The sequence below is a fragment of the Williamsia herbipolensis genome, assembly GCF_000964005.1.
Lineage (GTDB): Bacteria > Actinomycetota > Actinomycetes > Mycobacteriales > Mycobacteriaceae > Williamsia_A > Williamsia_A herbipolensis.
Genome location: NZ_JXYP01000011.1, coordinates 42,710 through 55,815, shown reverse-complemented (window position 1 = coordinate 55,815; position 13,106 = coordinate 42,710). Strand labels below are relative to the sequence as shown.

11 protein-coding genes are annotated in these 13,106 nt (G+C 69.6%); 5 read left to right on the top strand and 6 right to left on the bottom strand.

The window, feature by feature from the left end; translation table 11 throughout:
• Positions 1-13: 13 nt before the first annotated feature.
• Positions 14-931: a WcbI family polysaccharide biosynthesis putative acetyltransferase gene (locus tag TU34_RS04320; RefSeq protein ID WP_045821636.1), complete on the bottom strand. Its 918-nt coding sequence runs from the start codon at positions 929-931 to the stop codon at positions 14-16.
• A 199-nt stretch (positions 932-1,130) separates the two neighbouring features.
• On the opposite strand from TU34_RS04320, the gene TU34_RS04315 reads away from it, so the two are divergent.
• Genes TU34_RS04315 through TU34_RS04300 form a run of 4 tightly spaced genes read left to right on the top strand, consistent with a single transcriptional unit; the run spans position 1,131 to position 5,161 of the window.
• Positions 1,131-2,177, top strand: a complete 1,047-nt coding sequence (locus TU34_RS04315; RefSeq protein ID WP_238981165.1) for a glycosyltransferase family protein — start codon at positions 1,131-1,133, stop codon at positions 2,175-2,177.
• Complete coding sequence (locus TU34_RS04310) at positions 2,174-3,310, top strand: glycosyltransferase (protein WP_045821635.1); 1,137 nt, start codon at positions 2,174-2,176, stop codon at positions 3,308-3,310. Before TU34_RS04315 ends, TU34_RS04310 begins: the two co-directional genes overlap by 4 nt.
• Before the next feature lie 13 nt (positions 3,311-3,323).
• Positions 3,324-4,346, top strand: coding sequence for a glycosyltransferase (locus TU34_RS04305; protein WP_045821634.1), 1,023 nt, complete (start codon positions 3,324-3,326; stop codon positions 4,344-4,346).
• Positions 4,343-5,161 carry a glycosyltransferase family 2 protein gene (locus tag TU34_RS04300; protein ID WP_045821633.1) on the top strand — a complete coding sequence of 273 codons (819 nt, stop codon included), beginning with the start codon at positions 4,343-4,345 and terminating at the stop codon, positions 5,159-5,161. The genes TU34_RS04305 and TU34_RS04300 overlap by 4 nt, the downstream gene beginning before the upstream one ends.
• Before the next feature lie 3 nt (positions 5,162-5,164).
• Here the strand turns inward: TU34_RS04300 and TU34_RS04295 are convergent, their stop codons facing one another.
• The 5 genes from TU34_RS04295 to TU34_RS04275 form a co-directional block, all read right to left on the bottom strand.
• Positions 5,165-6,373, bottom strand: a complete 1,209-nt coding sequence (locus tag TU34_RS04295; RefSeq protein ID WP_420835159.1) for an acetate kinase — start codon at positions 6,371-6,373, stop codon at positions 5,165-5,167.
• A 14-nt stretch (positions 6,374-6,387) separates the two neighbouring features.
• Positions 6,388-8,469: a phosphate acetyltransferase gene (pta, locus tag TU34_RS04290; protein ID WP_082079838.1), complete on the bottom strand. Its 2,082-nt coding sequence runs from the start codon at positions 8,467-8,469 to the stop codon at positions 6,388-6,390.
• A 20-nt stretch (positions 8,470-8,489) separates the two neighbouring features.
• Positions 8,490-9,128 (bottom strand): TetR/AcrR family transcriptional regulator, encoded by a 639-nt coding sequence (locus TU34_RS04285; RefSeq protein WP_045821630.1) that lies wholly within the window; start codon positions 9,126-9,128, stop codon positions 8,490-8,492.
• 20 nt (positions 9,129-9,148) lie between these two features.
• Entirely contained in the window at positions 9,149-10,225 is a 1,077-nt protein-coding gene (locus TU34_RS04280) for an amidohydrolase family protein (protein ID WP_238981164.1), read from the bottom strand.
• A 148-nt stretch (positions 10,226-10,373) separates the two neighbouring features.
• On the bottom strand, positions 10,374-12,437 hold the full coding sequence (locus TU34_RS04275; protein WP_045821628.1) for an ArnT family glycosyltransferase: 2,064 nt from the start codon (positions 12,435-12,437) through the stop codon (positions 10,374-10,376).
• A 142-nt stretch (positions 12,438-12,579) separates the two neighbouring features.
• On the opposite strand from TU34_RS04275, the gene TU34_RS04270 reads away from it, so the two are divergent.
• A complete protein-coding gene (locus tag TU34_RS04270; protein ID WP_045821627.1) occupies positions 12,580-13,083 on the top strand; it encodes a hypothetical protein in 504 nt (167 codons plus the stop codon).
• The last annotated feature ends 23 nt before the right edge of the window (positions 13,084-13,106 follow it).

The following is a 13,106-nucleotide window of genomic DNA, read 5'->3' as shown; positions in this document are numbered from 1 at the left end:
TCGCCGGCGCAAATCACGCTGCCATCCCGAGGATCTCGAGCAGTTCCGCGTAGCGGGTGCGTGCGGATTCGATGTACGTGAGGTGCTCGGCGTAGAACGCGGCCTGCTCGGCGTGCACGTGTGCGCTCGTGACGGATCGTCCCTCCACGGTCCACGTCTCGCGCGGTGCGGCGTCGAGACCCAGGGCCTCGATCACCCGCTCCTCCAGCGGCGACCGCACACCACCCAGCAGGGTGCGCCCCGGATCACCGGGAGTGCCGGGGTGACCGGCCGCCGACAGCAGACGCGTGGCGACCGTCGCGAGGACAGGGTTGCCCGGGTGGTTGACGGTGTGTGCGGCTGCCGCCCCGAGGCCGAGGAGCGTGTCGGAGACGCCGACATCGCAGTGCCGCGCCTCTCGGGCGGCGAGCTGTTCGACGCTCCACCGCGCCGCGGTGCGGATCTGTTCCGGGGTCACCTCGACGTCGTCGCGGCCGAACAGCGTGCGCAGGTCGTGGTACGGGACCACCGGGGGCGACACCGACGGGGCGGCGGGATCACGCACGATGACCTGGAAGGGGTAGAGGCCGCCGTAGCGGATGACCGGCCACCGGAGGCGTACCGCATCGGTGGGCAGCCACCGGGTGAGGTCGTCGGTGCCGATCGGCAGATCTCGATATCCCGAGCGCACAGGCTGCGAGAGCACCACCCGAGCCCGGGCGAGCAGCGCCTGCACGTGAGGAATGTCATCGCCGGTGAGTTCGTGCACCGGCGGGACCCGGCACGTCACGAACGCCCGATCGGCGACCGTGTCGAGGAGAACCCGCAGCGCCTCGGCCTGGCAGTTGCCCCACACCACCCACAGCGGGCGCGGGTCCTCAGGCCCCGGGGCCTGCGACACCCCGTAGAAATCGCCGTAGTGGATCGTTCGCGGATCGTGTTCGTTCGTCACCGGGGTGGGGCCTGACGGGGGGAGGGGCTATTGTCGAGAAGCACGTTTCTTCTCCCTCTCGAGCAGTCGGGCCGGGTGTGACCCTCCCCCCTTTGTAACGTCTGCCGCGCTCGGAGAAAATTTGACCCTGATCCCATCGGTTTCGTCGTCCCCTCCTGACCCCATCCGTGTCGCCTCGGTGCCCACCGCGCATCCCTATGTGGCACATCTCGATTCGCTGTCCGACTCTGTTGTCGACACAGCCGTCCACCGACTCCCCGACCCGCGTCCGGCGGATGCGGGGCCCGGTGACATCCGCTGGTGGCCGCCGCGTCTGCTCGAACCACGATGGCTCGCCGACCATGTCGACTCCTTCGACCTGCTGCACTTGCATTTCGGTTTCGACACCGCCACACCCGCGTCCCTGCGGGCGGTCCTCGACACCGTGCACGCGGCGGGCAAGCCGGTCGTGTTCACCGCGCACGACCTGCACAATCCCCACTTCCGCGACGACGCGGCACATCGCGCATGCCTCGACGTGCTGATCCCCGGCGTCGACGAACTCATCACCCTCACCCGTGGCGCGGCCGACGAGATCGAGCAGCGGTGGGGACGACGCCCCACCGTGATCGCGCACCCGCATGTCGCCCCGCTCGACCGTGTCGGTGCGCCGCGCACCGCCCACGACGGCTTCGTGATCGGGCTGCACGCCAAGAGCTTTCGCGCCAATCTCGACCCCGGCGCGGTCGTCGACACCCTCGTGCGCACGGTGACGAGCATGAACGACAGCGGTGGCGACGTCACGCTGCGCATCGACATCGACGACGCGGACCATCCGCGCGCCGGCGATCTGCTGGCGATGTCCGGTCGGCCCGGCGTGGACCTGCGTGTCCACCCGCGTTTCAGCGACGACGACCTGTGGCACTACCTCTCCGTGATCGATGTGTCGGTGCTCCCCTACCGCTTCGGCACGCATTCGGGATGGCTCGAGGCGTGCTTCGACGTCGGCACCGCGGTCATCATCGGCGACTGCGGCCACCACGGCGACCAACGCCCGGTCACGCAGTTCGGTTTCGGTCCCGACCGTTTCGACGTCGGCAGTCTCGAACGCGCCGTGCGCTCGACGTACCTGTTGCGGGACCATCCGCCGAAGGCCACCCGCTCGGACCGCGTGTCCGAACGCGACGCCGTCGCCGCGGCCCACGACGCCGTCTACCGCAGGGCACTGCGCCACATCCGCACCGACGTCGCGGCGCGTGCCTCATGACCGGCGTTCTCACCCCGCTGCGCTCCTCGGATCTCGCGAACGGCGACCGGCCCACCGACAGACCGCTGCGGATCGCACTGATCGGGTCGTCGAGTCACCCCATCTCCGAACCGTTCGCAGGCGGGCTCGAGGCCCACATCCACCAGTGGGCGACGGCGCTGACCGCCCTGGGGCACGAGGTCACGCTGTTCGCCGCCGACGGATCGGCCACCGACATAGCCTCGGGCATGCTCCGGGTGCGGACGCTCGAGCTCTCCGCGATCTCGAAGGCCGATCCGACGACCCCCGAACACATGGTGAACGAGCATCACGCCTACCTCTCACTGATGCTCGAACTCGCCGAGACCGGCAGCACGACATACGATCTCGTGCACAACCACAGCCTGCACTACCTCCCCATCGCCATGTCGCGGATGCTCGACATCCCCATGTTGACGACACTGCACACCCCGCCGTTCGCGTGGTTGGAGTCGGCGATCGCCGTCTCCCGCGGCATCACGACCTCGTTCGCGGCGGTCAGCCGGTACACGGCGCGACAGTGGGAGCCGGTGGCCGGCACGGTCGACGTCGTGTTCAACGGCATCGCCACCGACCGGTGGCCGGTGGGCCCCGGCGGCGATCACGCCGTGTGGTCGGGACGGTTGGTCCCGGAGAAGGGGCCGCACCTCGCCATCGACGCCGCGCGCGCGGCGGGGATGCCCATCCGCATCGCCGGTCCCATCTGGGACGACCGCTACTACGCCGACGAGATCGCCCCGCGGCTGGGACACGACGTGGAGTACGTCGGCCACCTGCACCGACGGGACCTGGCCGATCTCGTCGGCCGGTCGGCCGTCGCGCTGGTGACACCGGTGTGGGACGAGCCGTACGGGTTGGTCGTGGCCGAGGCGCTGTCGTGCGGCACACCTGTGGCCGCGTTCGACCGCGGCGGGATCCCCGAGATCATCGACCCCTCGTCGGGACGGCTCGCCCGGCCCGACGACGTGGCTTCGCTCGCCGCGGCGCTCACCCAGGCCGCGGGGCTGTCGCGGGCCGACGCGCGTCGCCGAGCCGAGGATGTGTGCTCGGAGACGCGGATGGTCGACGAGTACCTGCACCTCTACGACGGCATGCTCACCCGGCCGCGATGCTGAGTCGACGCTCCGCGTGATCGGCTACTACGTGCACCACCACGGGGTCGGGCACATGACCCGGTCGGCGTCGATCGCCGGTGCCCTCGAGGAACCGGTCACCGTGCTGTCGTCGCGGCGTCCGCCGGCCGATCATCCGGCGGTCGACTGGCTCGATCTGCCGCTCGACGTCCCCGCCGATCCGCTCGGTCCCCGGCTCGTCGACACGGTCGCGGATCCGACCGCGCACGACACCCTGCACTGGGCGCCGACCGGGGTCGACGGCCTCACCGACCGCATGGCGGCCGTGGCCGCATGGATCGCCCGGGCGCGGCCGTCGGTGGTGGTGGTGGACGTGTCGGTCGAGATCGCGGTGTTCGTGCGTCTCATGGGCGTCCCGGTGGTCGTGATGGCCATGCCCGGTGACCGCACCGACGGCCCACACGACCTCGCCCACCGGATGGCCGATCGCATCGTCGCGCCGTGGTCTCGCGACGTCTACGACCCAGCCCACCTTCACCCGTTCGCCGACAAGACCCACCACGTCGGGTCGATCAGTCGCTTCGCCGACCGCACCCGTGATCCGGACGCGGCTGCCACCGAACCGACCGTCCTCGTGCTCGGCGGCGCCGGCGGCTCGGCGGTCGACACCCGGGCCGTCGAGGCCGCGGCACAGGCTTGTCCCGACCACCGATGGCGGTTCGCGGGCCCGGGGTCGTGGGTCGAGGATGTGTGGCCACTGCTCACCGGTGCCTCGGTGGTGGTCACCCACGCCGGTCAGAACGCCGTGGCCGACGTCGCCTGTGCCGCCACCCCGGCGATCGTCATCCCGCAGGAGCGTCCCTTCGACGAACAGATGGCGACCGCCGATGCGTTGTCCCGCGGTCGGATCGCGGTCACGACGCCGTCCTGGCCGGCACCACAGGCGTGGCCCCGCCTGCTTGCACAGGCCGCCACCGTCGACGCGACGCGCTGGAAGCGCCTGCAGACCGACGGTGCGGCCGAGCGTGCCGCCACGGTGATCTCCGAACTCGCATCGGCGAGTGGGCGCGCACGATGACGAGAGTGGCTGTGGTGACGGTGGTCTCGGGTCGACACGGCCACCTGCGGGCCCAACGCGCCGGTCTCGCCGAGGCGATGCCGCCGGCCGCCGTGCACGTGGTGGTCGCCATGGGTGATCCGACGGTGGGCGCTGTGCTCGACGAGAACCCCGTGCCGACGACCCTGGTCACCGTCGGCACCGACGATCACCGCCTGCCCCTGGCGACCGCACGCAATCGCGGTGCCGCGACCGCGATCGACGCCGGGGCCGAGCTGCTGGTGTTCCTCGACGTCGACTGCATCCCGACACCGGACCTCCTCGCGCGCTACGCCTCCGCCGCCGCCGACCACCCCGACACCCTGATGTGTGGGCCCGTCACCTACCTTCCGCCTCGCGAATCCCCCTGGACCACCGCTGAACTGACCGCCGCGACCGACCCGCACCCGGCTCGACCGAACCCACCCGACGGCGTCGTGGTCGCCGGTGACGATCCGGACCTGTTCTGGTCGCTGTCGTTCGCGGTGACCCCGCAGACGTGGCGACGGGTCGGTGGCTTCTGCGAGGACTACCGCGGATACGGCGGGGAGGACACCGATTTCGCCGCCGTGGCCGCCGTGGCCGGCATCGGAATCTCATGGGTCGGCGGCGCGCACGCCCACCACCAGCACCATCCCGTGTCGCGGCCGCCGGTCGAACACCTCGACGACATCGTCGTGAACGCCTCGGTGTTCCATCGACGGTGGGGCCGATGGCCGATGACCGGGTGGCTCGACGACTTCGAACGCGCGGGCCTCATCACCCGCACCGCGCAGGAGATCGTCGTCCGGAACTGACGCTCAGGCGCCGGCGACCACCGCTGCGGCCTTCCGGGCGATCGCCAGTTCCTCGTTGGTGGGGACCACCAGCACCGCCACCTCCGAGTCGGCGGTGGAGATGCGGCGCGCCGCACGCGACCGCACGACGTTGGCCTCGTCGTCGACGGCGATGCCGTATTGCTCGAGCCCGGCCAGTGCATCTCGGCGGACCGTGGGCGCGTTCTCCCCGACACCCGCGGTGAACACGATGGCGTCGACGCGACCGAGATCGACCATGTACGCACCGATGTACCGACGGAGACGGTGGATGTAGACGTCGTAGGCGAGCTGCGCGGCCTCGTCACCGTCGGCGACCATCGAGGTGATCGTGCGGAAGTCGTTCTCGCCGCACAGGCCCTTGAGTCCGGAGCCGGAGTTGAGCATGTGGTCGATGTCGTCGATGTCCATGTCGGACACCCGCCGTAGGTACATCACGATGGCGGGATCGATGTCGCCACTGCGGGTTCCCATCACCAGACCCTCGAGCGGGGTGAGGCCCATCGAGGTGTCGATCGGGCGTCCACCGCGCACCGCCGAGGCCGAGGCCCCGTTGCCGAGGTGCAGGATGATCTGCTGGAGGTCGGTGGGATCGGCGCCCAGGAACTGTGCGGCGGCGCCGCTCACGTATTCGTGGGACGTGCCGTGGAAGCCGTAGCGACGGATGTGGTGCTCGGCGGCGACGTCGCGGTCGATCGCGTAGGTGGCGGCCGGGGCGGGGAGGTGGTGGAAGAAGGCGGTGTCGAACACGCAGACGCCGGGGACGTCGGGCAGCAGTGCGCGGATCGCGGTGATGCCCATCAGGTTCACCGGGTTGTGCAGGGGCGCCAGTCCCGACAGGTCGTCGATGGTCTCGATCACCTCGTCGCTCACCAGCACGGGTTCGGAGAACTCCTGGCCGCCGTGGACCACCCGGTGCCCGACCGCCTGCAGGCCGCTCGACGCCAGATCGGTACCGGCCTCGGCGAACAGGTCCAGCGCCTTCGCCAACGCCTCGTGGTGGTCGGCGATCGGGCCGTCGAACCTGCGGGTGTCACCGTTCTGTTCGTGTTCGGCCGCCGCGGTCTCCGAGCCGATGCGCTCGACCAGACCGGACGCGACGACCTCGCCCGAATCGGGATGCACCAGCTGGTATTTCAGCGACGACGAACCGGAGTTGAGGACCAGGACAGCGCCTGTGGCGTCGCCCGTCAGCCCAGCGTCCGTCATCACAGGGCCTGCGCCTGGATCGCGGTGATTGCGACGGTGTTGACGATGTCGGACACCAGCGCTCCCCGGGAGAGGTCGTTGATGGGTTTGCGCAACCCCTGCAGCACCGGACCGATGGCCACGGCGTTCGCGCTGCGCTGCACCGCCTTGTAGGTGTTGTTGCCGGTGTTCAGATCGGGGAACACGAGCACCGTGGCCTGCCCGGCGACCTTCGAGTCGGGCATCTTGCTCTGCGCAACCGACGGCTCCACGGCGGCGTCGTACTGGATCGGGCCCTCCACCAACAGTTCCGGCGCGCGGTCCCGCACGAGTTCGGTGGCCGTGCGGACCTTGTCGACGTCGGCACCCGAGCCCGATTCACCCGTCGAGTACGAGAGCAGCGCGACGCGGGTCTCGATGCCGAACTGTTCGGCGGTGGCGGCCGAGGAGATGGCGATGTCGGCGAGCTGCTCGGCGGTCGGGTCGGGCACGATCGCGCAATCCCCGTCGGCGAGCACGCGGTCGGCGAGGCACATGAAGAACACGCTCGACACCGTCGAGACACCCTCGAGCGTCTTGATGATCTCGAACGCCGGCCGGATGGTGTGTGCGGTGGTGTGTTTCGCGCCCGACACCATGCCGTCGACGATCCCCTCGTGCACCATCATCGTGCCGAAGTACGAGACGTCGCGGACGACCTGCAGCGCGCGGGCCACGTCCATGCCCTTGTGCTTGCGGAGCTCCGCGTAGGAGTCGGCGAAGCGCTCGAGCAGATCCGAGGTGGTCGGGTCGATCACCTCGGCCGCGTCGAGATCGACGCCGAGTTCCTGTGCGCGCGAACGCACGTCGTCGACGTCACCGAGCAGCGTGAGATCGGCGACGCCACGGCGCAGCAGACGGCCCGCCGCACGGAGAACCCGGTCGTCGTCGCCCTCGGGCAGCACGATCCGTTTGCGATCGGACTTCGCGCGCGAGATCAGCTGGTACTCGAACATCTGTGGCGTCACCACCGTCGGCGCCGAGAGCCGCAGCTTCTCCAGCAGCGATTCGGAGTCGACGTGCTCCTCCATCAGCGTGAGCGCCGCGTCGATCTTGCGGACCGACTCGACGCCGACCCGGCCCCGGGCCAGCGCGGCGGTACGCGCGGTCTCGTAGGTCCCCTGCTCACAGGTGATGATCGGCAGCGCCGGCTTCAGTCCCTCCACCAGCGACGAGATCATCGGGTGCGGTTTGATCCCGCCGTTCATGATGATGCCCGACAACTTCGGGAAACCCTGTGCCGCATTGGCGGTCACCAGTGCGAGCAGGACGTCGGACCGATCGGCGGGGGTGATCACCGCGACACCGTCGGTGAGGCGCTCGAGGATGTGCTCGGCGGTCATGCCGCCCACCATCACACTCATCGCCTCGCGGTCGAGGAGTTCGGGATCGCCACTGTAGAGCTCGCCGTCGAGGGCGGCCATCAGTTCGTTCATCGTCGGTGCGACCAACACCGGGTCCTCGGGCAGCGCCCATGCGGGCAGGCCGGTGGTCTCGAGGGTCGACTTGACCTCGGCGAGGAGATCGGGCGCACACCGGTTCGCGATCAAGGCCGCAGCCTGGGCATGGGCTCCGCGCACCTCGGCCAGGCAGAGTTCGGCGAGCGCGAGCACCTCGTCGGGTGTGCGGTCGGCGGCCTTGAGCGCCAACACCATCGGCGTGCCCAGGTTCGCGGCGATCCGCGCGTTGAAGCTCAGCTCCGAGGGACTCGCGACGTCGGTGAAATCCGACCCGATGACGAGCACCGAATCGCACTGCTCCTCCACCGCGTGGAAACGGTCGACGATCTCGGCGAGCGTCGCCTCGGGATCGGAGTGCACCTGCTCGTAGGTGACGCCGATGCAGTCCTCGTAGGACAGGTCGGCCGAGTCGTGTTCCATCAGCAGGTCGAGGATGTAGTCGCGCTCTCCGGCCGCGGCCCGCGAGATCGGTCGGAACACGCCGACGCGACCGCCGGTGGCGGCCAGCAGGTGCAGCGTCCCCAGCGCGATCGTCGATTTCCCGGTGTCGCCCTCGGGTGAGGCGATGTAGATGCTGCTCGAGGTCGGACTGCCTGCGGCCATGCCGCTCAGCCTATCGGCACTCATCCGAGTGGTTCGAGGGTGCGATGGGCCAACCGGCGGGCGGCCGCCGCAGGCATCCCGAACGACCGCAGCAGAGTCTCGACCGACGCGTCGACATCGGCCTCGGTGACCGAGGTCGGATCGGCGAGCCAGGCGTGGACCAGCGCGAGCAGGTGGCCGCCGGTGATCGCGGTGGCCAGGTCGACGTTGTCGATCTGCAGGCGTTCGGCGTCGACCGCGGCGGACAGGTCGCGGTGGGCACGGGGACCCAGCCCGGTCGGCGACTCCATCAGGACGAAGCCATAGGAGTCGATGATCTCGGCGGTCTGCCGGTGCGCGATGGCCAGTCGCCCCGCGTGCCGGAACGACGTGGCGAAGGCGTCGGCGGGGTCGGCGGTGCGGTCGGCGACGGTGTCGAGGTGGTCGCCGAGCGCCTCGAGAATCTGGTCGATCGCCGCGTCGAACAGCGACTTCTTGTCGTCGAAGTGGTTGTAGAAGGTCCCGAAGCCGACGTCGGCGGTGGCGGTGATGTCGGCGATGCTCGCGGTCGCGGCGCGTCCGTCGGCGATGAGCGTGCGCGCGGCGTCGATGAGGGCCTGGCGCGTCTTGGCGCGGCGTCGGTCGGTGCGGTTCTCCGGTGCCCTCGTCGGTGGTCGCACTGACCCTCCTCCACCTCAGTTCACGACAGACGCGATGCCAATCGGGGCAATTGTGCCAGCGCGTTGAGTCGTTCGATGCGGTAGCGCTGCTGTGGATCGAACACCTCGGCGAGCGCGGGCGCCGGATCGGCACCGGTCTGTCCCCGGTAGGTCAGTGCGCTGAACGGCCAGTCGGACCCGAAGACGATGTGGTCGATGCCGGTCACCTCCAGCACGCTGCGCATCGCGGCCGGTGACGACGACAGCGAGGTGTCGTAGAAGAAGTTCCGGATCTTCTCGTCGGTGCCGAACACCGAGACGCGCGGCGCGGAGGGGAACGCCTGGCGCGGCGTGGACAGTCGTTGCGAGAGGAACGGCACGCAGCCGCCTGCGTGGGCGAGGGAGAACCGGATGTTCGGGTAGCGGTCGATGGTGCCGGTGGCCATGAGCAGCGCCGCCGCGCGGGTCGTGTCGAAGGGGTATTCCTCGTAGAACGCGGGGAACGGCAGCTCCGGCCGGTTGCTCGGGGCGAGTTCGGCCGGATGCACGAACACGAAGGCCGAGCGTGCGTTCAAGGCGGCCATCACGGGCTCGAAGCGGGTGTCGCCGAGATAGATGCCTTTGTAGTTGCTGAGCAGCGCGACACCGTCGAGCTCGCGGACGTCGAGGGCGTGGGTGATCTCGGCCAGCGACGCGGCGACGTCGGGCAGGGGGAGGAACGCGAATCCGCCGAAACGGGTGGGGTACCGCGCGATCAGGTCGGCGAGGTAGTCGTTGCAGTACCGGTTCATCGCGCGGGCCTGCGCGGCCGGGAGGAAGTTCACCCCCGGGTCGGAGATCGACAGCACCTGGGTACCGATCCCGTGAGCGTCCATGAACGCCAATGCCTCGGCCGGCGACCACGACGGCACGGGGACGAAGGACCGCAGTGTGTATCCGCTCGCCTGCAAGGCCGACCGATAACGCGGCGGGAGGAAGTGCGAGTGCAGGTCGATGCGGTACCGGCCCGAACCCGTGGGGCCGGGATCGGCCACCGCCGCCGACGCCCCGTGCGCGAGGCCGGCGACCACCCCACCGGCGGCCAACGCGGTGATCGCCTGGCGGCGTGTGACATCCATGAGCATCCCCTACGGCCCGATCAATTCTGATGAATCGATCAGTTTGCAGTCAAACACGGGGCGCCCCTGAACACAACAGGCGTTGAGAAGCGACAGACGCCGGTGGTCACGGAGGTGACCACCGGCGCCGCACGTCGTACCGGATCGCTCAGGTGAGCTTGTAGACCGTCTGCCCACCGACCGTGGTGGCGGTGTAGTGCTCGGCCACCCAGGTGGAGATCTCGGTGGCACTCGAACTCGATCCGCCCGGACCACCGCCCTGACCGCTGCCGATGTAGTAACCGATCTTGCCGTCCTTCACGTACTGGATGAACTGCGCCAGCGTCGGGGTGGGGTCACCACTCCAGCCGCCGATGGCCATCACCGATGTACCACTGGCGATCTCGATTCCCGAGGCCGACTGCGAACCGTTGGTCGCCGCAGCCCACTTCGTGGTCGTGGCCTTGAGGAGCGTGGTCAGTTCGGTGCTCGTCGAACCCCCCATGCCGCCACCCATCCCGCCGGCGCGCTGCGTGGACGTCGGGGTCTGTGACTGCCCCTGCACCTGCGTCTGGGTTGCGGTGCCACCCGGGGCACCCGAGGGCCGCTGGCCGCTGGTGCCGCCCGCGCCACCACCGGGGCCACCACCGCCGGGCCCGCCCATGCCGCCCGAGGAGTCGGCGGTCTGCACCGCGGTGGGGATCGATCCGGTGTGTTCGGTTGCCGCCGTGGCGATACCGAAGGCCGCCGAGGCGCTGAACCCGGCGAGCGCGCCGACGAGGACCGCCGTGGCCACCGCCTTGCGCAATCCGAGTTTCCCGCCGACCACGATCACGAGGACCGTGATGACCGCGACCGCGCCGATCAGGTAGCGGGTCCACACCGGTCCGAAGTCGGCTCGATTCAGGAGCACGATCGACCAGCCTGCGGCCAGGGCGATCATGGCGCCCAAAGCGATCCGGCCGTCCCACCGGTCCCGCAGCCGCCAGGCGTAGACGCCGCCGAGACCGACGAGCGCACCGATCGCCGGGGCGAGGGCCACGGTGTAGTACGGGTGGATGGTGCCGCTCATGAAGCTGAAGATCAGACCGGTGACGATGAGCCAGCCGCCCCACATGACCAGGCCCGCCTTCTCGGTGCGCGAGAGACGATCGGTCTCCCGCACCCGGATGAACTGCCGCACCACGAGGTAGGCGCCGAAGACGATCACGAACAGCGCGACCGGGAGCAGCCACGAGATCTCGTAGCCCATCTCGGAGCCGAACAGTCGGTTCAGGCCGGTGGCGCCACCGAAACTCGAACCGGCGGCACCGTTCCCGCCCATGCCGCCACCTCCGCCGCCGCTGGCGCCGAAGATGCGGCCGAGGCCGTTGTAGCCGAGCACGAGGTTCATCACCGTGTTGTCGGTGGATCCGCCGATGTAGGGGCGCGACCCGGCCGGCCACAGTGCGACGACGAGGACCCACCAGCCGGCGCCGGCGATCAGCGACACCGTCGCGAGCAGGAGATGCCCGATCCGCCTGAGCCACCCGGTGTTCGCGAGGACCAGGTACGCGAGACCGAAGGCGGGCAGCACCAGGAGGCCCTGCAGCATCTTGGTGAGGAACGCGAAGCCCAGCGCGATGCCAACCAGCGCCAGCCATTTCCCCGATCCCGCGGCGATCGCGCGGATCAGGCAGTACCCGGCGGCGACCATGAGCAACACCAACAGGGCGTCGGGGTTGTTGAAGCGGAACATCAGCGCGGCGGCCGGCGTGAACGCCAGCACCGTACCGGCGATGAGACCCGCGACCTGGCCGTGGCGCGGGTTCGACACCGTGCGCTTCACCGTCGCGTACAGCAGGAACACCGCGAGGACCCCCATGAGTGCCTGCGGCACGAGGACGGCCCAGCTGTTCATCCCGAAGATGCGCACCGAGAGCCCGGTGACCCACAGCGACGCCGGGGGTTTGTCGACGGTGATGAAGTTCTGTGCGTCGAGCGAGCCGAAGAACCACGCCTTCCAGCTGGTGCCGCCGGCCTGTGCCGCCGCGGCGTAGAAGCTGTTGGCGTAGCCGTTCATCGACAGGTTCCACAGGTAGAGCACCGCGGTCACCACCAGCAGCACCGGTAGCGGCGCGCGGGTCAGCAGGCGCGAGCGGGTGCTCTGCGGGGTGTCGTGGACGATCCGATGGCGACCACCATCGGGGTCCGGATCGGCGGGCGGTCGCGCCCGGTCGACGAGGGTGGTCATGATGCCTCCGTGGGTAGCTCCGATCGGCAGGGCGCCGATCGGTACGTTCCTCACGATGTCCGTTCTGTCTCCTCTGCGGCTGGGCGGATGCTGGGAGGTCCCTGGGAGCCCCTCACCCCTCGCGCACTGGTAGGAACGGGTGATGATCGCAGACCGGTGGGGCGTCGACACCGCGGAGACCTCGCGTCGATTCCCCTGCGACGACATCGTGTCGCGGCCGGTGCTGCAGGCGTGGCGTGGTGTGACCGTCCACGCGACCCCCGACCGCGTGTGGCCGTGGATCGGTCAACTCCGTCTCGCGCCCTACTCCTACGACTGGGTCGACAATCTCGGTCGGCGTTCGCCCGCCGAGTTGAGGGACCTACCGGAACCGGCTGTCGGAGAACACTTCATGTCCTGCGGCGGACGACCGCTCGGCCAGATCCTCGACGTGGTACCGAACGAGGCACTCACCGGCGAGATCGCCGGTGCGGTGATGTCGTACGTGCTGGTGCCGACCGGCGAGCACACCCGACTGCTCCTCAAGATCGTGATGGCCCGCGGCCGCCTCATCGCACCCCTGGTCTCGGTCGGCGACCTCCTGATGGCGCGCCGGCAACTCCTCAACCTCAAGGCCCTCAGCGAGATGACTGAGAAAGGCCACTGAGCGGACCGGCATCGCCGTGGGGA